We start from the raw sequence: 20,607 nt of genomic DNA, 5'->3' as shown, positions 1-20,607 counted from the left end.
ATTTTTCAGAACATAATCAACATCGGTTATTTTGCCAGACCCTTTAGTTCTTTACGGATTATCATAAACTCACATGCGAATTTTCCAAGTTATCAACGTCCGCTGGTTCAATGCCACTTCATGGTATGCCCTCTACCTGAGCAAGCTGCTGCAGGACGGAGGGCACGAAGTGCTGGTCATCACTGTTCCCGGTTCGGAAACCGAGGAAACAGCCCTTAAAATGGGCTTGAAAGTGAAAACCATTGAACTTAATTCCGCCCGCCCGCACAAGCTCATCAAGGCCTGTTCGCAGGTTTTTTCCCTGATCAAAAAGCACAAGCCGCAGGTGGTTAACTGCCATCGCGGGGAAGCATTTTTCTGGTGGGGAATCCTGCGCAAGATGCGCATGGGCTACAAACTGGTCAGGACCAGAGGCGACCAGCGGCTGCCCAAAAGTGATTTTTTCAACCGCTACCTGCATTCCAAAGTAGCGGACGCCGTGGTGGTTACCAACAAAAGGATGGCCGACCATTTCCTGAAAAAAATGGAACTGGCCGAGAACCGTCTCTGGCTCATCCACGGCGGTGTGGACAGCGATAAATTTCGTTTTGACCCTGAGGGCCGCAAAAATGTCCGTGAGCAATTCGGATTCAGTGACGACGATATGGTTATCGGCATGCTCGGCAGGTTCGACCGGGTCAAAGGCCAGAAGGAACTCATCGAAGCCCTTGCCAAAACCCGCAACAATGTTCACGGCAAATCCGTCAAGCTTTTCCTGATCGGATTTCCCACCGCCACCAGCAGGCATGAAGTGGACAGCTGGCTTACCGATTACGGACTAAACGACATCACCGCCATCAGCGGCAAATGCGCAGATGTCACGGCCTGCATTTCGGCCATGGATATCGGGGTTATAGGTTCGCTTTGGTCGGAAACCATCGCCCGTGCAGCCCTTGAAATCATGGCCTGTGAAAGACCGCTCATCTCCACAGCAGTAGGCGTCATGCCCGACCTGCTGCCGCCGCAGGCCCTCGTGCCGCCGCAGGATGTGACCCAGCTTTCCCTCAAACTTACCGAAGCAATCAACAACCCCGGTTTCCGGGAAAAACTGCTCGCAGAACACAAAAGAACCATGTCCCAGCTTTCAGGAGAAGATTTCCTGAAACGGACTATGACTTTATATCAGAGTATTTTGAATTAGTTCTTAATCCGGTCCGAAAGTAGACCGGATTTTTTCCAGCTGGCGGGAGACTTCGTAGATGGTCCGGGCGTAGACCATGGAATGGTTGTAGCGGTAGATGACCTTAAGCTTCTTTTCCTTGCTCAGGGAATTCTTCCAGCCGTGCCGCTTTAAAAAGCTGGCCATGGAGAACAGGGCATCCTCGCGGGCAAAGAGATCGATGCGTCCATCACCGTCTCCGTCCACAGCATAGTGGATGGCAGTGCTGGGCATGAACTGGCAGATACCGAAAGCCCCGTAGGGGGAACCGGGAATCTCTGTGGGCACAATGGAATTATCTGCTGAAAATTTCAGCAGCGATGAAAGTTCTTTGTAAGCCCAGTCGGCTTTCTTTTTGGTCCGCTTCTTGAGCCAGACCATATCTTTTTCTTCCAGCTTTTCGTAACCGAGATCATCGAAAAATTTGAGCGGATCGGAACTGGCAGCCATGTTGGCGAGATTATTAAAAGCCGGATTATCACCGAGGGTAAAACCGAGCTTGGTCTCCACCAGCAGCAGTGCGGTCAAAACGGAAGGATCAACCCCGTAACGCTTGTCTATTTTTTGAAGTAATTCATAATGCTCACGCAGATAGGAATATCCCCCGGCCAGCATAACCGGACCGATGTATCTTTCATCATACTTCCTTTCCCGGGCTGCTTTCTTTGCCGGCGGCTCAAACCTGCGCTTGAGCAGCACCCGCATCTTGCGGGCCATCATTGCGGAATCGTATTTAAGCGAACTGGCCGAAAATACCGTCTCCACATACTCGCGGTTGAAACCGTCGGCCACGAGCCGGTCCTTGAGAGCGTCCCAGCTGTGGGAATCATCAGCAACAGCACAAGGTGCGCTTGCCAGAAAAAGAATAAAAAAGAAGACAGTCAGTTTCCTGAACATTTTTATTGCATCCACCGGTTAAAGCCTGTTCATGGGCACATTAGCCATTTCATCTTCAAAATCGTCGTCTATGTATTCAGAATAATCAGCAACGTTAAATTTCTTACCGCAGGACCCGCAGCGCAAAAACACGCCGCGTCATTGACGATGGGTATACAGGTCACCGCCGCATGAACGGCAGCGTCCGTCGTCATCGTGCTCCGAACCCTGTACGGGTTTATTAAAAAACTTCCGCCCCGTGAACATTTTTCCCTCCAATCTCCGGCAATATAAAATTGATCACAACTTGATGTCCACAATAAAAATCCGGCAGACCGCCTGTAAGCAATCTGCCGGATAAATATTTGTAAATCACATCAGACTAAGATCTGATCCCTTTCTAGTTAGTCTTAAGAGAGGGGTTCATGTCACCCATGGCAACATAAAGCTTGGCCAGTGCCACCTGATAGTCGGACAGGGCCTGAATAAGCTGGGCTTCACTGTCACTCAAACGGGACTGGGCATCAAGAACTTCGTTGTTGGTGCTGACCTGAGCCTGATAACGGGCCATAGCCATACGGTAACCTTCACGACCAGCTTCAACAGACTTGCGGCCTACGCCGATACGGTCCGCAGCAGCCTTGAGGCTGAGCATCTGGTCTTTGATCTCGTATTCGGCTTCGAGCTTGGTATTGTCGTACTCGGCCTTGATCTTCTCAACGTTATCTTCCGCACGCTTGGAATCGTAGTAGGTCTGGCCCCAGCTGAAGACTTCCCAGTTCAGACTTGCGCCAACATTCCATGCATCAGGACGGTTGTCGTAATTATATTTGTTAGTGCTGACCGAAGGATCACCGCCTTCGCTGCTGTAATTGAAATCAGCAGAAACATCCGGGTAAAAACCGCTTTCAGCGATGGTTACGTCTTCTTCCGCGATGGCAACGGACTTGCGCGCAATCTTCAGGTCCGGACGGGCCTTGATCGCCTTGGCGAAGCACTGATCAAGAGTCATGGAAAAAGGAAGATAGGTAAGCTCTCCGGAATAGTTGACTTTCTTTTCAATGGGCAGGTTAAGCAGAGTATTCAGCCTCGCAACCCTTGAGTCAACGGTGTTCTTGGCAATGAGCAGATTCTGCTCTGCGTTGGCAAGCTCAACTTCCGCCTGCAGCACATCAACACGGGGCCTGAGGCCGACCTGATAAAAAGCCTGAATAACATCAAGCTGGGATTGCAGACGGGCAACAGAATCCTGCTTGCTCTTAACGTCCATACGACCCTGCAACAGAGTCAGGAAAGAAGTCTGAATATTGCTGATCAGGCTGAGTTCCGCATTGTAGAGGCTGGCCTCAGTGGATTCCCGCTGAAGTTTTGTTTTCTGGTATTTGGAGAGCAGCTCAAAGCCCCTGAATACAGGCTGGCTGACATTTACGGTAAATGCCCACTTGTCCTGATAATCCGCATTGGCACCGCCTGAACGAGGCTGGTCACCGTAGTGGGTATAGCCGTAAGTGGTAGTCACCGGAGCACCGAATGCACCGCGCTGTCTTTTCACATCACTATCCGCTGCCAGCAGATCTTTACGGGCGGCGATGATGGTCGGGTTCTGTTTCAGGCCGAGATCAACACACTCCTCAAGGGTGAGGGTCATGTCGGCTTCTTTTTCTTCCTGAGTTTCCGCCTGAGGCACCTGAGTATTGGCCTCTTCCATGGAAACCGGGGCCTTGGCTTCACCAAGCTTTTTTTCCGCCTGCTGCGCTGAGGCAAAAGACGCCATTGACAACAAGAAAAGTAATACAACTAAAAACGAAATATTGCGCTTCATTCTACACATCCTGAACGTGCCGTTATTTTCTTTGAAAAAATTTATATACAAAAATCAAAACTTATATAGATGTTCCTGCGCAAGGAATCAAGCAACATTTTTGTTTTAAACGCTACAAAACCTGCGCACAATCGGTTTTATCACCCTGCAACTTATCCACCGTGTGTTTCAGGGCGGGGATAACAGTCTCGAGGCTTTCCCGCACAGCTTTGGGGCTTCCGGGAAAATTAACTACAACACTCTCCCCCATGGTTCCGGCCACAGCCCGTGAAATCATGGCATGGGGTGTTTTTGACAGCCCGGTGGCTGTAATGGCCCGCTCAAATCCGGGCAGCCTATTGTCGATGACCGCAAGGGTCGCTTCCGGGGAAACATCACGCGGGCCGACCCCGGTGCCCCCGGTGGTCATAATCAGGTCAAATCCGTCCACATGGGCCAGATGCATGAGCAGGGCTTTGAGATCATCGGTTTCATCGGCAATTAGATAACCCTGCGCAATGGAAAGCGGAAGTGCATTTTTTATCATTTCCGCAATGAGCGGTCCGGCCTGATCTTCACGCTCCCCGGCTGCGCCCTTGTCACTCAGGGTTACATAAGCAAGGGAGTAGCCATCTTTTTTCAGAGTAAGGTCAACTGGTCCATCCGGTAATTCCGACAGCACTTCAGCGGTCCAAGATTTAGCCCCCGGCACACCGGATGTCCACAGTCCGGAAACAATACGCAGCAGTTTTGTTCCGCCGCTTTGCAAAACAGTCCCGGCACGCAGCCCGGATACGTTTCCGCTCAGAGCAGCACATAAACATCCCTGCGACAGGAAGCGGGAATTACCTAACATGATCCTGCTGCCGGGACCTGCACCTTTTATCGTAGAAAAATCACAATTCAGCACTACGTAACTCCTTAATATAATGATCAGGCCAGTAGTACGGCCAGAATTCCGGTAATAAAAATCCCGTCAAAAGTCCCGGCCCCGCCGATGGAAACCACCGGGGCATCCAGCACCCGCCGGGTGGCCGGAGTGGCCAGGTGCAACAGGTCCGCACCTATCAGGGTTCCGAGACTTCCCGCAACATAAGCCGCTATAGGTGCCATTTCACCCTGAACGAAAATCAACGCGGCTAGCGCAGTTATCAGCGGCGGAATGAGTACCGGAATACCGATTCCCACCCCCGGGATGGGCCGGGCAAGAGCATAAGCGGCAGCACTGACCACGGCTATACAAAGCAGAATGGAAAAATCAAACCCGGACCTGCTGAGCAGGGAAAGGGAAAGCAGCACCGGAATCACGCAGCCACCGAAGTTCACGGCCACCACCTGATTGGTCAGGGTGGCAGCATCCCTCTGCGCTCCCATGGGGGAATAAGGATTGAACATGCGCACCCGCCTGATACTCACATCCGGCACCAGACGCTCGGAACGGAAAACCGGAATATTGATCCCGCTACCCAGCAGGGTGGCAATAAGCAGCAGAAACCCCTGCCCCGGAGTAAGGCCCAGCTTGGAGAAAGCCACGGTAACCAGACCAACCTGTACAAATATAAACAAAAAGAATATGAGGACAAAAAATATGATGCCCAGAAACATGACTGTGGGCAGGGAAAACATAGGGCCGCGCATCGAACCAAACTCCTTTTTTGCAGATGTGGACAAATTCAGGCCATTTAATGCTATAAATGCAGACACCACAAGATTTTATTGCTAATTTAAACACTGATTAACAAAGATTATAAGCGCGAGGAAGGTATACATAATGAAAGGAATCATTCTGGCCGGAGGTTCCGGCACAAGGCTCTATCCCCTGACAAGGGTGGTCAGCAAACAGCTTTTGCCTGTTTATGACAAGCCCATGATCTACTACCCGCTCTCCATCCACATGATGTCGGGCATCCGGGATATCCTGATCATTTCCACTCCCGAAGACCTGCACAGGTTCGAAGATCTCCTCGGGGACGGCTCAAGTCTCGGCATCAATATTTCCTACAAGGTCCAGCCCAAACCGGAAGGTCTGGCTCAGGCTTTCATTATCGGTGAAGACTTTATCGGCGACGACAGCGTCAGTCTTATCCTCGGCGACAACATCTTTTACGGACACGACCTGCCGCACATTCTACAGAAAACAGCAGCACTCAAGGAAGGCGGCACCGTTTTCGCCTACGCGGTCAAAGACCCCAAAAGATACGGCGTGGTTGAATTCGACAAAAACCAGACCGTAATCAGCATTGAAGAAAAACCGGAAAACCCCAAATCAAAATTCGCGGTTACCGGACTTTACTTCTACGACAACTCGGTCATTGATATCGCCAAAAACATCAAGCCTTCCGCCCGCGGAGAGTTGGAAATTACAGATGTGAACAACGAATACCTGAAACAGGGCAAGCTCAACGTGGAACTGCTCGGACGCGGTTACGCATGGCTGGACATGGGAACCCACCAATCCCTGCTCCGGGCGGCATCATATGTGGAGGCCGTGCAGGAAAGGCAGGGCTTCATGCTGGCCTGTCTGGAAGAAATCGCCTTCCGCATGGGTTACATATCACTTGAAGAGCTGAAAAACATGACCAAGGACATGCTTAAAAACGATTACGGCCAGTACCTGATGGAAATTTACAACGACGCAAAGGTGAAAAGCGAATGAAAAAAACAATCTTCAGCACAATAATGATCCTAGCCCTGCTGGCCCCAACTGCCGGTTTCTGCTCAAAGGCGAACCTCTCAACCGAGTTCGACAAGCTTTCCGGTGCCGAGGCGGCCTTTAAAAAACTGGGCATGAATATCGACAAAATATCAGGGTCAGATACCCGCCCGGAACGGGTCTATGCCCTGCAGGACATGGCCGGATTGTGCAGGACCAGCAAAATGCAGGTCCACAGCCTGACCTCACTATTTTCGGTGGTAAACCTCGTTAAACGTGAAAAAAAATTCCAGAGTAAGGAAGCGGAACTGCTCAAACGGAAATGCGGCTATGCGTATAATGATTTCAAGCGCCGCAAGATTTTTATCCGTGATATTCTGGCCAAAGCCAAGGAACAAAAATTAAAAGATCTGGCCCATATCTTTGATGCCCAGCTGGAAATAGTGCTGGAACAACTGACGCAGATAAACGGTAAAATATAAATCAGGCTGATAAGAAATCGCCGGATGCATGGCGCAAAAAAAAAGCCCGCAAATGCGGGCCTTTTTTTCGCATGAAAGGGGTAGCAGCCCTTTCGAAAATTTCCTAATGGTGACCTTCTTTTTTGCCTTCATCAATCCGTTTAAAGATCATGAAAAGCATCCATGCAAGGTAACCGAAAATGAGAGAAACACCTACGAAGCCAGCAGTGGTGCTGTGGCCCATGTTGTGAATGAGTTCGCCGATCATACCCAAATACCTCCAAGTATTTAACCCGATTTATTACCAAAATTTTGAATATTCTTCGCTATTATTTGCGATAATGTCAAGAGCTAGTTTCAGTATAAATATTGACAAAAAAGCATAGACAGATAAGATAAAACAAAGAAACATTTTTTTTTACGCTAATAATACTGAACCTTTGTAATATATTACACCAACCTTATCCAAACACCTGTCAGCAGAGGAAGAGCATGGGCAAGGAGAAGAAAAAATCAGGACTGGTCAGCACGCTGAAGACAAAACTGGACCGCATGCTGGGCAGAAATACCGATGAATCTCTGAATATTGACTACAGACCGCAAAAAGAGGTCCCTGCTGCCCGCCGGGCCTTTCGTATTGACGTGGACAACATGCACGTTATCTGCCGTATCCCGCGTGTAAAATGCAAAATTACGGACATCAGCGCAAGCGGCATAGGCTTTGCCAGTTCCAAAGAATTCCCCGTGGGCACGGTCATTGATGCCGTGCTGATCTGGTCCGGAAAACCCGTACTGAAAAATCTGAAACTGAAAATTGCCCGCCGCACCCCAAAAGTTGTGGGTTGTGAATTTACCGACCTTGAAAGATCTCAGGACAAGGTTATCAGCAAAATTGTTCTTGCCGCCCAGAAAAGATTGATCCAGAAAAAACATTCCGGCAAACGCCCGGACACTACCGAAGAAGAAATGGCCAAAGAGATAGAAGCTCAAAAGAAACGCGGCATAGCCCCGGCTTCAAACAAAAAATTCAAGATCTAACCCCGTGTCCATACGGCCGGGAATTACGGAAGCAGCCCATGAAAACAGTTATTTTAGACGGCTACACACTTAATCCCGGAGACAATCCCTGGACCGGACTGGAAGAAATCTGCGACCTCACCGTTTATGACCGCACCCCGCCGCAGCTTGTCCTTGAACGGGCTAAAAATGCAGACATAATCCTGACCAACAAAACCCAGCTCAGTGCGGAAATCATAAACAATCTGCCCAGACTGAAATTCATTTCCGTGCTGGCCACCGGATACAACGTGGTTGATCTGGAGGCTGCAGCTTCACGCAATATCCCGGTCTCCAATGTTCCGGGCTACTCTCCACCTTCGGTTGCCCAGCATGTTTTCGCCCTGCTTCTGGCCCATGCCAACAGGGTCGCCATGCACGATCAGGCGGTAAAAGACGGACAATGGGCACAGCAGGAAGATTTCTGTTTCTGGAATGCACCGCTCTTTGAGCTGGCCGGAAAAAAGATGGGCATCGTCGGCTTCGGAGATATCGGTAAACGGGTGGGCAGCATCGCCAATTCTTTCGGTATGGAAGTTCTGGTTTATGCACCGAGACCGAAACCGGCACCGGACTATGAACCGTTCAGCTTCGTATCCCTCAAAGAACTTTTCCGGGAAGCGGATGTTGTTTCCCTGCATTGCCCGCTGACCGCAGAAAACGAAAGATTCATCAACAAAAACATGCTCTCAACCATGAAACCCAGCGCATACCTGATCAACACCGCCCGCGGACCGCTCATCAACGAGGCAGACCTCGCCGCAGCACTGACCGGGGGTATTATCGCCGGGGCTGCCCTTGACGTGGTCGGGGTTGAACCCATGCTGCCGGGCAATCCCCTTTCAGGCACCCCCAACCTGACCATCACCCCGCACATTGCATGGGCAACCCTTGAAGCCCGCTCAAGACTCACCGGAACCACCGTTGAAAATGTGCAGGCTTTTCTGAACGAAAAAACCATAAACGTGGTCAACGGAATTTAATGCTCCGTCAGAAAAATTTTACATTACCCCAAAAAATCGGGCCTGATATGGATATCCATATCAGGCCCTGTTAATTTATATTCATTTGAAGCTGTGTATCAGGCTTCACCGTTTCCGTATTTCTGTACAGTGGAGATGAGGTCGGCTTTGCGGACCGGTTTGGTCAGGAAAAAGTCACAGCCCACTTCGTAGGCCCGGTCTTCATTTTCCGGCAGGGCATGTGCGGTGACAGCCACAATGGGAGTCTTGGCCCTGTCGTTTTTCATTTCAAAATCGCGGATAAGAAGGGTTGCCTCATAACCGTCGGTCACGGGCATTTCAATATCCATGAGCACAACATCATATTCGTTGCGCTGGAAAAATTCAAAAGCTACATGTCCGTTCTCGGCAACGTCAATGGAATACGGAAACTTCTTCAGGTACAATTGCACCAGAAGAACATTGTTTTCGCAATCTTCGGCAAGTAAAATTTTCAAAGGCTTAACAACTCCCTCGACGTGCATTGTTCCGCTCACAGACTTTTCTGCATTCAGCATCGATACATCCTGTATAATAGTCAAAAAACAGACCGTCAATAGCAGCCTGCTCCTCCCTTTGACCCGACGCCAAGTGATATAACACCCCCCCTGTAAAAGCAACCGCCCTACTGATAAAATAACACATCCCGTACAAAGCGAAAATTTAACTGCCTGAAATTCAGCGGGAAGCCCTTAACTCAGCAACAAACTCCTCCAGATCATTAGGATCATCTATTTTATGATCTTCCGGATAAAGCAGCGCGGACATAAAAAAAACACTGCCAATTTCAAGGGATTGGGCCGCAGACTGCGAAAAACGTTCGAGCCTCTTCATAGCAGGCCCCATGTCCGGATATTCTGCAACATTAATGACTTCCCCGCCCTGCTCGGCAAGAGAAGCCAGCTTCAAAGCTTTACTGCGCATCAGATCCCGGTAGGCGGAATCATCTTTATCGTCGTAAAGGGCTGTCTGGGCCCGGCTTTCGATGCTGCGGATTTCAGCCGCTTCTTTATCAAGCCATTGTGCAAGTGTAAGATAAGGATTACCGGAACTCATTTTTCCTCCCGCTTTTGTTCTGTATGAATAGTAAAATCCGGGCAGAACAAAAGCAAGGGGATATAAAAAGAAATATGTCAGTGCTGAGCAAACTTATAGCGAACCGCACATATGACGGTAATTACCGCACTCAAGCCTGTTTATGAACGGACAGGCACTCTTCATGAACCACTTTTTACGCGGACACCAGAAACGGTCCTTGAACGGTTCGTTGCATCCGTCGGATGTCAGCTTCTTTCTGCGCTGGTTACCGATAACGATATAATTTCCTTCAGTCCGTACTTCTATGAGAGTCATAACGACCTCCGGCAGCTTGCATCAGCTCATAACTGACTAAGTCCTCCTTTAGGGGGTTGCCTGATTTACAATCTTCTACAACTGAAATATATTATGCACCTAATATGCCATACTCGGTTGATCGGGAATTCTTCCCTTTACATCCGCAAGGATTGGTCATAACAGATATCGTTTGAATTTATCTTCACAGCGAAATAAATCCGGCCACGCCAATATGGTGACAGTCGGTTCAAGGAGCATGCTTTGCCTATACTTTCAGCCAGCACAGGAATCACCAGATACAGGATCCTGGAAGAAGTCAGCGATGAACAGATCCGGGAAATCCCTGAAAAATTAGCAAAATTCGCATTCATGGATATTGACCACACCGCTGAAGAACGCTCCTTCGGCTGGGTGAACATGGACGATATGCTTGATGACAAATGGGCAGTATCACCGCCGGAAAAGGCCCAGTACTTCACCTTTTCCCTGCGCCTCGACACCCGCAGAATCCAGCCCGCAGTGCTGAAAAAACATTTTCAGATCGCCCTGAACCATGAGCTTGCCGAAGCCAAGAAAGAGGGAAAAAATTTCATCTCCCGCGATCGCAAAAGGGAAATCAAGGAACAAGTTACCCTTAAGCTGCGCGCCCGTTCCCTGCCCATCCCGGCAGTTTTCGATGTGGTCTGGAATGTTCCGGAAAACCGGGTCTACCTTTCCGCCACCAATACCAAGGTCATGGATCTGTTCACCGATCATTTTTCAGACACTTTTGAACTGACCCTTGAACCGCTGACCCCCTTCTTTCTGGCCATGGAAATGCTCGGCGAAGAGGCTGTACAAAAACTCGAATCCCTCGACCCCACCTATTTCGTAGGCTAGGTCTGAAACACACTCAAAGGAGCACACGTTATGGACCTCATGATGCTTGCCGAAAGGGAAAACACACTGCTCGGTCAGGATTTTCTGACCTGGCTCTGGTATAAAAGTGAAATTCAGGACGGCATGTTCGAGCTGGAAAACGGCGACCGTTTCATGCTTTACATGGAACAGCGCATGTCCGTGCAGGGCGGCGACGGTGAAAACGTGGACACCGCCACAGTAAACTCCGCCAGCGGGGATATGACCGAAGTCCTCTACGGCCTGCGCACCGGGAAAAAAGTAACCCGCTGCCAGCTGAAGATGGAGATCGACGAAAACCTCTGGCAGGTCCAGCTCAAGGCCGAAGATTTCACCATGAGCGGGCTTAAGACCCCGAAAGTGGATATGAAAGACGAGGAAGGGGATGATCCGGACGCAAAATTCCTTGAAAAAATCTACCTGATCGAAAAATGTATCGCCATGTTCGACCATGTATTCAAGGAATTCATCACCATCCGCATCTCCGATCAGTGGAAGGATGAAGTGGCCCGCTTCCAGAGCTGGCTGCGCGAGGGAGAAAAATAAGCATGGCAAAAATCACATTGGCGGCCTTCGGGGACAGCCTGACCGAAGGTTACGGACTTCCCGCTTACAGCTCCCTTCCGGCCCAGCTTGAACGCAGGCTGCTGGAAGAAGGTTTCCATGTGGAGATAACCAATTTCGGCCTGTCCGGGGATACATCCGCGGACGGGCTGTTTCGCCTTGCCGATGTAATTGAAAGCGGGCCGGACGCGGCCTACATTGAATTCGGAGCCAATGACTGCTTCCAGATCATGGACCCGGATCAGACCAGAACAAACCTCTCACGCATGGTGGAAGCCTTTCAGGAAGCCGGGATTCCAGTCCTGTTGCTCGGCTTCAAGCCCATGAATTTCACCCCGCAGTCCTACTCCTCCGAGTTCAAGCGTATCTTCACCGACATTGCCGATAAATTCTCCATCCCCCTCTATCCGTCCCTGACCGAAGGCATCGGTGAAGAACCGGAATACTACCAGCCGGACGGAGTTCACCCCAGCAGTGAAGGTGTGGCGGTCATGGTCGATAAAATGTTCCCGGCATTTAAATCATTTCTTGAGTCCATCTCCGGTAAATAACAGCGTTTAAAGCCGCAATCCTTGTTGTTTTTTTTCTGCGGCCCATGTATCTTTTCAGGCAAAGCATGGAGAGAGAATGGAAGAAAACAGCAAGCCCGAATCACCGCAGCAGGAACAGACCGCAGACCGGCCGGACGAACAGGCACAAGGGGAATCTGAAGAGCAGCAAAAAGTTGCCAAAGCCCCCGAACGCCCGTCCGTAGCCCTGATCATCGGCTCGGAAGGGATAAAATCCTTTGCCGCCCTGCCTTTTATCGAGTACCTGCAATCCGAAAATATAAACATAGACCTCGTCATCGGTGTCAGCGGAGGTGCCCTGCTGGCCGGATTCATGGGTGCGGGCTACGACCTGAAACAGATTCAGGAAGTCTTTTCCAAAACCGTGGACCCGCGCTTTTACACAGATGTGGACTACAACTCCGTGCTGGAAATCGCCAGCAACGGCATGGGCAAATTCACTGCCGAATCCGGCATTCTGAAAACCGACTGTTTGCGCCGGACCTACGAAACCCTGTTCAAAAAAACCGATATTTCCGAACTCTCCCCCAAAACCCTGATCACCACCACCGACCTTGAGACCGGAAAGCCCGTTATTCTGGAAGAAGGCAACCTTGCCCAGGCCATTTACGCCAGCAGTGCCATCTATCCGCTCATGCCTCCCGGGAATGTGGACGGCAGGCGGCTCATCGACGGGGCTTTTTCCTCCCCGGTGCCGATCATGGAATGTGTGAAACGGCAGATCGATATCATCATCGCCATTTATTTTGACGATGCCTGCAACCCGGAACCGGACAGCTTTGTATCCAGCTATTTCAACACCTCACGAATCTTCAAACGCTCCATCCTGACCAGCCAGCTACCTCTTTCCATAGACCTGCACCACCATGAAATCATCCCGGTTTATATCAAACACCCCCGGCCCATAGAACTCTGGGAAGTGAAAAAGCTGACTGAAATAGTCCATGCCGGAAAGGTCGCCTTCACCAACAAGAAATCCGACTTCAACGAAGCGGTTATAGAATTCAAGAAAAAAAGAAAGCTGCGCGAAAAAGAACTCAAACGCAGGGAAGCAGAAAAAAAACTTGCCGCAGCCCAGGCCGCAGCCGAAGAAAAGAAACATGAAGAAGCAGTGGAAAAAATGAAGAACGAAGCCGGAAACAAGAAGGCCCCCGCACATGAGCCGCCCAAAGCCAAAGAAGCGGAAAAGAAACGAACCTTTAAAATCATCAAAAACCGCAAAGAACGGAAAGGATCCGGAGCATGAGAATTTTCACCATCCTGCTTGCATTTATCTGCTGCCTCAGTTCTCCGGCACTTGCCGGGGAAATGGTGCTGGGAACAATTTTCGAACTGCAGGACAGTCAGGCCCCCACAGCTCAGGAAGCCTTGAACGGTGCCTTGCTGGCGGTAAAAAAGATCAATGAATCCGGCAAGCACAGCAAAATCAGACTTGAAGTCGAATCCATCAGCGGCGAGACCACCGGAGTCCTTAAAGGCGTGGATAAGCTGGTCAAATCAAAGGGAATCATAGCCGCTACAGGAATCATTTCCGAGAACACGGCCTTAACCGCCGCCCCCGCATTTCAGGCCGCAAACCTGCCCTTCCTGTGCACCGGGGCACAGGACGATTCTCTTTCGCACATCGGGATGAACATTTTCAGCCTTGCCGTGCCTGACATCAGGACCGGACAACTGCTGGCGGAATTCGCCACCGGGACCATGCTGGTCAATAACATCATGCTGGTCCGCTCCGATCTTTCCGACAGCACCGCACGGCAGGCGGACAGCTTCGCACGCCGCTTCAAGCAGAACGGCGGTAACATCATGGCCGAAATGCGCATTACCGAACCGGACCCGGATTTATCTTTTGTCAGTGAAAAATTGAAGGACCTGATCCCGCCCAAAAACACCAACAGCACCGTGGTCAACGACCCTGTGGAAGCCAGCGACTTTGTTGACAGCGCAGTCGGACTCGATATCCAAAAACGGGCCACTGAGCCTGCAAAGCCGCAGGTGGAGGGCGTGATAGTATTCGCCCCGGCCGGCATCGCTGCAAAACTGCTGGCCCGGCTCAAAGAGGACCAGCTGACCTACCCCGTCCTCGGCGGAATGACCTTTGACTCTGTATCCATGCAGCAGTCCATGAAAGATTACCCGGCAACTGTGTACTATGCATCACAGGCCAGCATGGAGCGGGAAGCACCGCTGGTGCGTTCTTTTGTGGAATCCTATAAAGGACTTTTCGGCCACGCGCCGCAAACAGGATACGCGGCACTGGGCTTTGATTCCGTCATGCTCCTTGCCTCCGCAGGTGCAAAGCGGACATCATCCGCCGGAATTCGTGACGTACTGCCCGAAACAAAACATTTCGAAGGGGTCTGCGGAAAAATCTCTTTTCTGGGCCGCAGCGCGTCCAAACCGCTCTACATCATTCAAAGACAAAACGGACAGAAATCACTGGCCACCGTGCTGGACTGATCAAGAGGGCTCTTCGTCCTGTTCAATACTACGCCGCACCGCCCGGACTAAAAAGAATATCACTGCTGCCGCTGCTGCCAGCACTGCCAGCATCTCCCAGTTCATGGTGCCCTCGCGCACCCCGGCGGAAAGCAGGTGCCCCCCGGCAGTAAGAAAAACAGTTTCCGGAATAAGACAAAGCACACTCATGACAAGGTAGGGCAGAAAACGAACCCCGGTGGCCGCCCAGAGATAGTTGGCAACGGAATAGGGAACCACAGGCACGATCCGGCTCAAGGCCAACACCTTGACAGGATGTTTGCGGCTGAGCATTTCCATTTTCATAAAATTGGGATCATTACGAAATTTCTTGAAAACCCGTCCCCGCAATACAAACCGCCCCAGAAAAAAAGACAGGGAGGCCCCTACAGCCATGCTGATCAGACACATGGCCGTTCCTTTCAATGCGCCGAAAAGCACCCCAGCCACCACTGTAAACAAAGTCTGGGGGATAACCAGCACCATGCCGACAACATTAATTGCCATGAACAGAACAGGCGCAAAATTACCACTGGCCTCAATCCATGCCGCCAGAGCGGACAGGTGGCCCTCTCCCCAGTGCTCAACGGCAAGGGAAAGTGCGCCTACCGCCAGCAGCACAATTGCCCCGTGCAGGATCAGTTTTTTTGAATGGGATTTTTCCGGGTGCATGTTTTCTCTCTTCACTTGATGATTAAAATATCCTACCGTCACAGTCGGAAGTTAACGTGACATCCGTTAAAGATAAGGATAACACGGTGACCTACTCAAAGTTTAATTACTGAAAAATCTCATTTCAGAAAACAATAATCAGGGGAAAATATGCGCTACGAACTCAAACTCATGGACACCCTTTCCGGAACCGGATGCTTTGCCGCGTTTCCCGGTCCGAACCTGAGCTTCTCTGAAGTACTGGCCCATCTGGAAGCACATCCGCATGATGAATTCATGCACCGCCACATGCTGGAACAGCTCGGCAAACACCGCACCCGCAAAATCCAGAAGCTGATCAAAGAAATCAAGGACGACCCGAAAAAGAAAGTCCTCGCCGCCCTCATTTACGAAGCAGCCATCACCCACCCCCGTCTTGCTTCCCTGCGCGCCGAAGTTGAAGCTACTTTTGACGCCGAAGAGCTCAAAGAATTCAGCCCCACCCTGCACCTGCGCTCCCACCTGCTGGAAGACCAGCCCCTGCACAACCGGTGGACCGGACTTTTTGCCGACAACATGGAAATGCACAGGGAACTGCCCGCAATTGAAGAGACCGGAATCGAGCCGCTCTACGCAAAAGAAGACCTGCCCGCAAAAGATTTCACCACCGCATCCGCAATTCGCGAAAAACTGGAATCCGAATCCAAACTCCCCCCGGCCAAAGAACGCGCCCCTATTGAGGAAGTAACCGCCAACGCCAACAAGAAACTTGAGGCCGCAGGCGTTTTCATGGGCCCTCAGATGCGCCAGAAAGGATGCTTAAGCCCCTTTGCCGTGCTCCACAACTGGATGGTTGAAAACCGCACCGACAACGGTTCCCTGAGCAATTCCCTGCGCGCCATTCAAACCAGCTACGGACGTGGATTCACCTTTGAACAGGCTTGCGTATCCTGCGCCATGGAAGTGGCCGAAAGGGTAAGTTCCTACGCCAGCATCGGCAAATCCGGCGTGGCAAACCGCACCGCTTCCCTGCCCGTGGTCAAAGGATCATACGAGGAAATCTCCGCAGACGCAGCAGCCGTCAATCCTGACGATCTCGGTCTTGAAACCCCTTACGAGGGGCAGCAGCTGTGGTGGATGCCCGCAGAAAAATTTGACGGAGAGAAACACACCCCGGCTCAGGTTCCGGTGCAGCACGTTTTCCTTTTCTGCAACCTCGATGAACCGAACCTTTTCAGCGGACTCAGTTCCACTGGGCTAGCCTCCGGCAACACCATAGCCGAGGCACGGTTGAGCGGCCTGCTTGAAGTTCTGGAACGTGATTCTGACGCGACCATTCCTTTTGATAAGGAAAAATGCTTCACCATTGAAACTGATGACGAAGAAGTGCAGAAACACCTGAACGCGCTTGAACAAAGCGGCATCAAGGTCTGGTTTCAGGATAAGACTTCCGAACTGGGCATCCCCTGCTACACCGCCTTTGCCGTGGGTAAACACGGGGACATCAATAAAGGCGGCGGCTGTTCCCTTTCCGGCAAACGCGCCCTGCTCTCGGCCCTGACTGAAATCCCTTACCCCTTCCCCGGTCCGCCCACCGCAGAAGTTCCCGCAGACCTCCCGGCACGCAAACTGGAAGACCTGCCGGACCTGACCACCGGAAGCGCGGAAGGCGATGTAATGGTCATCGAGCAGACCCTCGCAACCAACGGTTTCGCCCCCTACTATGTGGACCTGACCCGCAAGGATCTCGAAATCCCGGTAACAAGGGCAATCATCCCCGGCCTCGAAATAGTTTCCGACCTCGACAAGTTCTCGCGCATCAGCAAAAGACTGTACAGAAACTACCTCGACATGAAAAATCTTCTGTAATATGCTCTCTCTAAGCTTGACTACGTAAAAGACACAGTATATCAAGCATTACTTTCCGTGCCCGGATGGCGGAATTGGTAGACGCAAGGGACTTAAAATCCCTCGAGCTTACGCTTGTGCGGGTTCAAGTCCCGCTCTGGGTACCACAAGAAAATCAAGGACTTACAAACAACTTTGCGGTTGTGTGTGAGTCCTTTTTTTGTGCCGTTTTTCGGAGTTGTCCCACTCCTGTCCCACCCTTTTTCAGTAAAGCAACATTTCCCGTAAGCACGGTGATTCCTGTCACCGCGCTCTTTTCCCGTGTCCTGAGACTCGTTCAGGACGCATTCTACACATCTTCCATCAATATAACAAAGAGAGGCTGCATGACCTCTAAGATCAAGCCTTCCCAGCGCGGCAAAGGACGGGTTGAATACCTCGGCCTTGTAAAGGAAATCGAACAGAACCTCCTTGCAGGCCATACCCGCAGAGCTATTCATGACCACCTCAGAAGTGGTGGCAGGATGACTATCAGCTATCAGCGATTCTGCCATTACGTGGCTCTCTACAGCCCCCATTGCCTGCCAGCAGATACAGCAACAACTTCATCACCGGCCATAACAGGCACTCCTGCTGTAAGGACCGTCTCCGTTCCTCTTGTACCCCTGAATGGAGGCGGTCCTCATGCGGGACCGACTGATGAAAATCCAGCATTTGTTCATGAAAACAAAGTTACCGAGAAAGAGCTCAAAGAAGATCTGATCGGTGAATAAATACAAGGAGTGAAACTATGGCTACAATCAATGCAATCTTTCAAGGCAAAGGCGGAGTAGGCAAAAGTCTCGTCGCCAGTTTTCTTACCCAGTATCTTCTGGAATCCGGCAAGGAAGTCTGCTGCGTGGACACCGATCCGGTGAACGCAACCTTCTCTGGTTACGGTAGATTCGGGGTAACTTCCCTTGATATCATGAACGGTGACGATATCGATCCCAGACGGTTCGACACACTCGTCGAATTGATGATGGCCCTGCCCGATGAAGCGGAAATGGTCATTGATAACGGTGCCGCTACTTTTGTCCCGCTTGCCAGCTACCTTGCAGACAACGAAGTTTTTCCCATGCTTGCCGAAGCCGGACACCAGATCAACCTGCACACGGTTGTTACCGGAGGGCAGGCCCTTCCCGATACTCTCAGCGGACTCAATTCCTTAATCAAAACTTTTCAGGTTCCCATTTATATCTGGCTCAATGGATTCTTCGGCCAGATCGCGCGGGACGGAAAGACCTTTGAAGAATTCAAGGTCTACAAAGACAATTCACACCGTCTTGCCGCTCTGGTGCGCATTCCCCAGAAGAAAAAAGAGACCTTTGGCCGGGATATTGAAAATCTGCTGACCGCAAAGCTTTCTTTTCAGGAAGCGCAGGAAAGCGAACTGCCGATCATGACCCGCCAGCGGCTGAAGATGTTCTGGAATGAAATGAAAACAGAACTCGTGACCTGCGGAATGTAAGGATCGGCAATGTCTGACCAGACTCCCAACAACGCCCCCCTCACCATTCAGGGTGTGCGCGATCTCATTGCAAAAGAGCACAATCTGCTGCTCAGTGAGGATGATCCCATTCTTATTGCCGTGACCATGCATCGCGCCGCTCTGGATGAGTATGACCGGCTGCTTCAGCTCCACAAAAAACAGCTTTCCAAGGATATGGAGGAGCATGTCTCCTCCTTTGCTTTGGAAGTACGCAAATCAACCAACAGCCTTTTAAGCAAGGCCGTTAAGGCGAACATAGAAAACTGCCTGAGCGTTATCAATGAACATCAGGTCCAGATGGGAAGCTTCCTCAGTTCGATGCGGCAACTGGCTATCCTTGCAGGCATCATGCTCGGCCTGTCCATTGCTGTTTCAATCACGGTCATTGTGTGGGGTTCGTGATGGAAGACCGTCTTGTAAAAAATATGATCCATAACATGGGACCGATCATAACTGGAGCACTTGAAGATCCTAAAGTGGTTGAGATCATGGCTAATCCGGACGGCAAAATCTGGATTGAAAGACTTGGTGAAGACATGAAACTGGCTGGAGAAATCCCTGCAAGCCAGACCTCCATGATCGTTTCACTCGTGGCCAGTGCTCTTGAAACCACAGTGACCAAAGAATCACCCATAGTAGAAGGAGAACTCCCCAAAGCGGCACCGTTATGCGGCAGCCGTTTTGAGGGAGTCTTTCCCCCGGTCGTTGAGGCCGCTTCCTTCACCATTCGTAAAAAGGCCAGCAAAGTCTTTGCCCTTGAAACATATGTTGATGAAGGAATCATGACGCATGAAGTCATGGAGTCCATCAAGCAGGCCATCATAGATAAGCAGAACATCATCGTTATCGGCGGAACCGGATCGGGCAAGACTACACTGGTCAACGGTATCATCCGCGCAATTTCAAAAATATCCCCTGAAGAACGACTGGTCATAATTGAAGATACTGCGGAGCTGCAAAGCGAAGCCCGCAACAAAGTATTTCTTCGAGCCACGGACCATACCCCGTTTCAGACTCTTGTCCGGGCCACCATGCGTTTGCGCCCGGATCGGATTCTGGTCGGCGAAGTGCGCGGAGGGGAAGCCACTATTGAACTGCTCAAAAGCTGGAACACCGGCCATCCGGGCGGAGTGGCGACAATTCATGCGGACTCAGCTGCTGAAGGTTTGCGGAGGATCGAAATATTGACCGCTGAATGCAGCAATTTCCCCATGGCTCATCTCATAGGTGCAGCTATTGATTTCATAGTCTTTATCCAAAAAGACAGAACAGAAGGCGGCCCCGGCAGACGGGTTAGCCAGTTGGCAAAAGTCTCGGGCTATGACGCCAAAAACCAAAGATATCTCATGGAGTACGTCTATAATGAAACTGAAGGCTAAACTTACGATCTTCTTTTTGTATGCCCTCCTGCTCGTACCTGAAGCGGCTTTCGCAAGCGGCATCGATGAGTTCCAAGGCCCAATAGAAAAAGTTCTGGGAACAATAACCGGGCCGGTCGGGGGGCTGATCTCCGCAATTGCATTTGGAATCAGTGGCTTTGCCCTGATCACTAAGAGGGCAGAACTGAGTGATACATTCATCAAACTCTTAACAACCATTGTAGGCATCACATTTATCGCCTTTTGCGGAACGATCGTTAACGCGATTTTCTCCTTCAGCGGAGCAACCCTATGAGCATCAATGAAGAC

At 50.8% G+C, this 20,607-nt stretch carries 25 protein-coding genes, 1 tRNA gene and 1 pseudogene; 17 read left to right on the top strand and 10 right to left on the bottom strand.

Features of this window, described 5'->3' with window-relative positions; genetic code table 11:
* The first annotated feature begins 73 nt into the window (after positions 1 to 73).
* Positions 74 to 1,180 carry a glycosyltransferase gene (locus tag FMR86_RS09825; protein WP_163350932.1) on the top strand — a complete coding sequence of 369 codons (1,107 nt, stop codon included), beginning with the start codon at positions 74 to 76 and terminating at the stop codon, positions 1,178 to 1,180.
* A gap of 3 nt (positions 1,181 to 1,183) precedes the next feature.
* On the opposite strand, the gene FMR86_RS09820 is transcribed toward FMR86_RS09825, so the two are convergent.
* The 5 genes and pseudogenes from FMR86_RS09820 to FMR86_RS09805 all read right to left on the bottom strand — a co-directional run bounded on the left by FMR86_RS09820 (position 1,184) and on the right by FMR86_RS09805 (position 5,513).
* The gene (locus FMR86_RS09820; protein ID WP_163350931.1) at positions 1,184 to 2,095 is read right to left on the bottom strand and encodes a lytic murein transglycosylase; all 912 of its coding nucleotides are present in this window, start codon (positions 2,093 to 2,095) and stop codon (positions 1,184 to 1,186) included.
* An 18-nt stretch (positions 2,096 to 2,113) separates the two neighbouring features.
* Positions 2,114 to 2,275, bottom strand: a pseudogene (locus FMR86_RS20690) (dual CXXC motif small (seleno)protein); the annotation flags it as partial.
* 199 nt (positions 2,276 to 2,474) lie between these two features.
* Positions 2,475 to 3,896 carry a TolC family protein gene (locus FMR86_RS09815; protein WP_163350930.1) on the bottom strand — a complete coding sequence of 474 codons (1,422 nt, stop codon included), beginning with the start codon at positions 3,894 to 3,896 and terminating at the stop codon, positions 2,475 to 2,477.
* A gap of 112 nt (positions 3,897 to 4,008) precedes the next feature.
* On the bottom strand, positions 4,009 to 4,785 hold the full coding sequence (locus FMR86_RS09810) for a MogA/MoaB family molybdenum cofactor biosynthesis protein (RefSeq protein ID WP_163350929.1): 777 nt from the start codon (positions 4,783 to 4,785) through the stop codon (positions 4,009 to 4,011).
* 23 nt (positions 4,786 to 4,808) lie between these two features.
* On the bottom strand, positions 4,809 to 5,513 hold the full coding sequence (locus FMR86_RS09805; protein ID WP_163350928.1) for a DUF1614 domain-containing protein: 705 nt from the start codon (positions 5,511 to 5,513) through the stop codon (positions 4,809 to 4,811).
* Between the two features lie 133 nt (positions 5,514 to 5,646).
* Here FMR86_RS09805 and rfbA point away from each other — a divergent pair, with 133 nt between their 5' ends.
* Positions 5,647 to 6,531, top strand: coding sequence for a glucose-1-phosphate thymidylyltransferase RfbA (gene rfbA / locus FMR86_RS09800; protein WP_163350927.1), 885 nt, complete (start codon positions 5,647 to 5,649; stop codon positions 6,529 to 6,531).
* Positions 6,528 to 7,010 carry a hypothetical protein gene (locus tag FMR86_RS09795; protein ID WP_163350926.1) on the top strand — a complete coding sequence of 161 codons (483 nt, stop codon included), beginning with the start codon at positions 6,528 to 6,530 and terminating at the stop codon, positions 7,008 to 7,010. Before rfbA ends, FMR86_RS09795 begins: the two co-directional genes overlap by 4 nt.
* Positions 7,011 to 7,113: 103 nt before the next feature.
* Here the strand turns inward: FMR86_RS09795 and FMR86_RS20395 are convergent, their stop codons facing one another.
* The gene (locus tag FMR86_RS20395) at positions 7,114 to 7,257 is read right to left on the bottom strand and encodes a hypothetical protein (protein ID WP_203544836.1); all 144 of its coding nucleotides are present in this window, start codon (positions 7,255 to 7,257) and stop codon (positions 7,114 to 7,116) included.
* A 224-nt stretch (positions 7,258 to 7,481) separates the two neighbouring features.
* Here FMR86_RS20395 and FMR86_RS09790 point away from each other — a divergent pair, with 224 nt between their 5' ends.
* Positions 7,482 to 8,027, top strand: a complete 546-nt coding sequence (locus FMR86_RS09790) for a PilZ domain-containing protein (RefSeq protein WP_163350925.1) — start codon at positions 7,482 to 7,484, stop codon at positions 8,025 to 8,027.
* A gap of 38 nt (positions 8,028 to 8,065) precedes the next feature.
* On the top strand, positions 8,066 to 9,028 hold the full coding sequence (locus FMR86_RS09785) for a D-2-hydroxyacid dehydrogenase (protein ID WP_163350924.1): 963 nt from the start codon (positions 8,066 to 8,068) through the stop codon (positions 9,026 to 9,028).
* A gap of 98 nt (positions 9,029 to 9,126) precedes the next feature.
* Here FMR86_RS09785 and FMR86_RS09780 read toward each other — a convergent pair whose 3' ends face one another.
* The 3 genes from FMR86_RS09780 to FMR86_RS09770 form a co-directional block, all read right to left on the bottom strand.
* A complete protein-coding gene (locus FMR86_RS09780) occupies positions 9,127 to 9,564 on the bottom strand; it encodes a response regulator (RefSeq protein WP_163350923.1) in 438 nt (145 codons plus the stop codon).
* A gap of 160 nt (positions 9,565 to 9,724) precedes the next feature.
* Positions 9,725 to 10,102, bottom strand: a complete 378-nt coding sequence (locus FMR86_RS09775) for a hypothetical protein (protein WP_163350922.1) — start codon at positions 10,100 to 10,102, stop codon at positions 9,725 to 9,727.
* Positions 10,103 to 10,195: 93 nt separating this feature from the next.
* Positions 10,196 to 10,399, bottom strand: coding sequence for a hypothetical protein (locus FMR86_RS09770; protein ID WP_163350921.1), 204 nt, complete (start codon positions 10,397 to 10,399; stop codon positions 10,196 to 10,198).
* 243 nt (positions 10,400 to 10,642) lie between these two features.
* Here FMR86_RS09770 and rdgC point away from each other — a divergent pair, with 243 nt between their 5' ends.
* The 5 genes from rdgC to FMR86_RS09745 all read left to right on the top strand — a co-directional run bounded on the left by rdgC (position 10,643) and on the right by FMR86_RS09745 (position 14,871).
* Positions 10,643 to 11,260, top strand: coding sequence for a recombination-associated protein RdgC (rdgC, locus tag FMR86_RS09765; RefSeq protein ID WP_163350920.1), 618 nt, complete (start codon positions 10,643 to 10,645; stop codon positions 11,258 to 11,260).
* A gap of 30 nt (positions 11,261 to 11,290) precedes the next feature.
* On the top strand, positions 11,291 to 11,824 hold the full coding sequence (locus FMR86_RS09760; RefSeq protein ID WP_163350919.1) for a hypothetical protein: 534 nt from the start codon (positions 11,291 to 11,293) through the stop codon (positions 11,822 to 11,824).
* 2 nt (positions 11,825 to 11,826) lie between these two features.
* Positions 11,827 to 12,393 (top strand): arylesterase, encoded by a 567-nt coding sequence (locus FMR86_RS09755; RefSeq protein ID WP_163350918.1) that lies wholly within the window; start codon positions 11,827 to 11,829, stop codon positions 12,391 to 12,393.
* A 76-nt stretch (positions 12,394 to 12,469) separates the two neighbouring features.
* Positions 12,470 to 13,657, top strand: coding sequence for a patatin-like phospholipase family protein (locus FMR86_RS09750; protein ID WP_163350917.1), 1,188 nt, complete (start codon positions 12,470 to 12,472; stop codon positions 13,655 to 13,657).
* On the top strand, positions 13,654 to 14,871 hold the full coding sequence (locus tag FMR86_RS09745) for an ABC transporter substrate-binding protein (protein WP_163350916.1): 1,218 nt from the start codon (positions 13,654 to 13,656) through the stop codon (positions 14,869 to 14,871). Before FMR86_RS09750 ends, FMR86_RS09745 begins: the two co-directional genes overlap by 4 nt.
* Here the strand turns inward: FMR86_RS09745 and FMR86_RS09740 are convergent, their stop codons facing one another.
* The gene (locus FMR86_RS09740; protein ID WP_163350915.1) at positions 14,872 to 15,561 is read right to left on the bottom strand and encodes a TVP38/TMEM64 family protein; all 690 of its coding nucleotides are present in this window, start codon (positions 15,559 to 15,561) and stop codon (positions 14,872 to 14,874) included. It lies immediately after the preceding gene.
* 150 nt (positions 15,562 to 15,711) lie between these two features.
* Between FMR86_RS09740 and FMR86_RS09735 the strand changes: the two genes are divergently transcribed.
* From FMR86_RS09735 to FMR86_RS09705, 7 genes are all read left to right on the top strand, one after another.
* Entirely contained in the window at positions 15,712 to 17,409 is a 1,698-nt protein-coding gene (locus FMR86_RS09735; RefSeq protein ID WP_163350914.1) for a YcaO-like family protein, read from the top strand.
* Between the two features lie 59 nt (positions 17,410 to 17,468).
* Positions 17,469 to 17,555 (top strand) — tRNA-Leu (locus tag FMR86_RS09730).
* Positions 17,526 to 18,161 (top strand): TraK family protein, encoded by a 636-nt coding sequence (locus FMR86_RS09725; RefSeq protein WP_373682469.1) that lies wholly within the window; start codon positions 17,526 to 17,528, stop codon positions 18,159 to 18,161. The genes FMR86_RS09730 and FMR86_RS09725 overlap by 30 nt, the downstream gene beginning before the upstream one ends.
* Positions 18,162 to 18,178: 17 nt before the next feature.
* Complete coding sequence (locus tag FMR86_RS09720) at positions 18,179 to 18,898, top strand: P-loop NTPase (RefSeq protein WP_163350912.1); 720 nt, start codon at positions 18,179 to 18,181, stop codon at positions 18,896 to 18,898.
* 9 nt (positions 18,899 to 18,907) lie between these two features.
* A complete protein-coding gene (locus tag FMR86_RS09715; protein ID WP_163350911.1) occupies positions 18,908 to 19,321 on the top strand; it encodes a hypothetical protein in 414 nt (137 codons plus the stop codon).
* On the top strand, positions 19,321 to 20,298 hold the full coding sequence (gene trbB, locus FMR86_RS09710) for a P-type conjugative transfer ATPase TrbB (RefSeq protein WP_203544835.1): 978 nt from the start codon (positions 19,321 to 19,323) through the stop codon (positions 20,296 to 20,298). The genes FMR86_RS09715 and trbB overlap by 1 nt, the downstream gene beginning before the upstream one ends.
* Positions 20,282 to 20,593 carry a TrbC/VirB2 family protein gene (locus FMR86_RS09705; protein WP_163350909.1) on the top strand — a complete coding sequence of 104 codons (312 nt, stop codon included), beginning with the start codon at positions 20,282 to 20,284 and terminating at the stop codon, positions 20,591 to 20,593. The genes trbB and FMR86_RS09705 overlap by 17 nt, the downstream gene beginning before the upstream one ends.
* Positions 20,594 to 20,607: the final 14 nt, after the last annotated feature.

It is taken from the genome of Desulfovibrio sp. JC010, from assembly GCF_010470675.1.
In the GTDB taxonomy this organism is placed as follows: Bacteria; Desulfobacterota; Desulfovibrionia; order Desulfovibrionales; family Desulfovibrionaceae; genus Maridesulfovibrio.
The sequence above is the reverse complement of the archived record's forward strand: the minus strand, read 5'-3'. Positions and strand labels throughout refer to the sequence as shown.

What these genes read in the sequence shown, in the direction of transcription:
- FMR86_RS09825 (WP_163350932.1), top strand. Translation starts at nt 74, where the DNA reads ATGCGAATTTTCCAAGTTATCAACGTCCGCTGGTTCAATGCCACTTCA.
- FMR86_RS09820 (WP_163350931.1), bottom strand. Translation starts at nt 2,095, where the DNA reads ATGTTCAGGAAACTGACTGTCTTCTTTTTTATTCTTTTTCTGGCAAGC.
- FMR86_RS09815 (WP_163350930.1), bottom strand. Translation starts at nt 3,896, where the DNA reads ATGAAGCGCAATATTTCGTTTTTAGTTGTATTACTTTTCTTGTTGTCA.
- FMR86_RS09805 (WP_163350928.1), bottom strand. Translation starts at nt 5,513, where the DNA reads ATGCGCGGCCCTATGTTTTCCCTGCCCACAGTCATGTTTCTGGGCATC.
- rfbA (WP_163350927.1), top strand. Translation starts at nt 5,647, where the DNA reads ATGAAAGGAATCATTCTGGCCGGAGGTTCCGGCACAAGGCTCTATCCC.
- FMR86_RS09795 (WP_163350926.1), top strand. Translation starts at nt 6,528, where the DNA reads ATGAAAAAAACAATCTTCAGCACAATAATGATCCTAGCCCTGCTGGCC.
- FMR86_RS20395 (WP_203544836.1), bottom strand. Translation starts at nt 7,257, where the DNA reads ATGATCGGCGAACTCATTCACAACATGGGCCACAGCACCACTGCTGGC.
- FMR86_RS09790 (WP_163350925.1), top strand. Translation starts at nt 7,482, where the DNA reads ATGGGCAAGGAGAAGAAAAAATCAGGACTGGTCAGCACGCTGAAGACA.
- FMR86_RS09785 (WP_163350924.1), top strand. Translation starts at nt 8,066, where the DNA reads ATGAAAACAGTTATTTTAGACGGCTACACACTTAATCCCGGAGACAAT.
- FMR86_RS09780 (WP_163350923.1), bottom strand. Translation starts at nt 9,564, where the DNA reads ATGCTGAATGCAGAAAAGTCTGTGAGCGGAACAATGCACGTCGAGGGA.
- FMR86_RS09775 (WP_163350922.1), bottom strand. Translation starts at nt 10,102, where the DNA reads ATGAGTTCCGGTAATCCTTATCTTACACTTGCACAATGGCTTGATAAA.
- FMR86_RS09770 (WP_163350921.1), bottom strand. Translation starts at nt 10,399, where the DNA reads ATGACTCTCATAGAAGTACGGACTGAAGGAAATTATATCGTTATCGGT.
- FMR86_RS09760 (WP_163350919.1), top strand. Translation starts at nt 11,291, where the DNA reads ATGGACCTCATGATGCTTGCCGAAAGGGAAAACACACTGCTCGGTCAG.
- FMR86_RS09755 (WP_163350918.1), top strand. Translation starts at nt 11,827, where the DNA reads ATGGCAAAAATCACATTGGCGGCCTTCGGGGACAGCCTGACCGAAGGT.
- FMR86_RS09750 (WP_163350917.1), top strand. Translation starts at nt 12,470, where the DNA reads ATGGAAGAAAACAGCAAGCCCGAATCACCGCAGCAGGAACAGACCGCA.
- FMR86_RS09745 (WP_163350916.1), top strand. Translation starts at nt 13,654, where the DNA reads ATGAGAATTTTCACCATCCTGCTTGCATTTATCTGCTGCCTCAGTTCT.
- FMR86_RS09740 (WP_163350915.1), bottom strand. Translation starts at nt 15,561, where the DNA reads ATGCACCCGGAAAAATCCCATTCAAAAAAACTGATCCTGCACGGGGCA.
- FMR86_RS09735 (WP_163350914.1), top strand. Translation starts at nt 15,712, where the DNA reads ATGCGCTACGAACTCAAACTCATGGACACCCTTTCCGGAACCGGATGC.
- FMR86_RS09720 (WP_163350912.1), top strand. Translation starts at nt 18,179, where the DNA reads ATGGCTACAATCAATGCAATCTTTCAAGGCAAAGGCGGAGTAGGCAAA.
- FMR86_RS09715 (WP_163350911.1), top strand. Translation starts at nt 18,908, where the DNA reads ATGTCTGACCAGACTCCCAACAACGCCCCCCTCACCATTCAGGGTGTG.
- trbB (WP_203544835.1), top strand. Translation starts at nt 19,321, where the DNA reads ATGGAAGACCGTCTTGTAAAAAATATGATCCATAACATGGGACCGATC.
- FMR86_RS09705 (WP_163350909.1), top strand. Translation starts at nt 20,282, where the DNA reads ATGAAACTGAAGGCTAAACTTACGATCTTCTTTTTGTATGCCCTCCTG.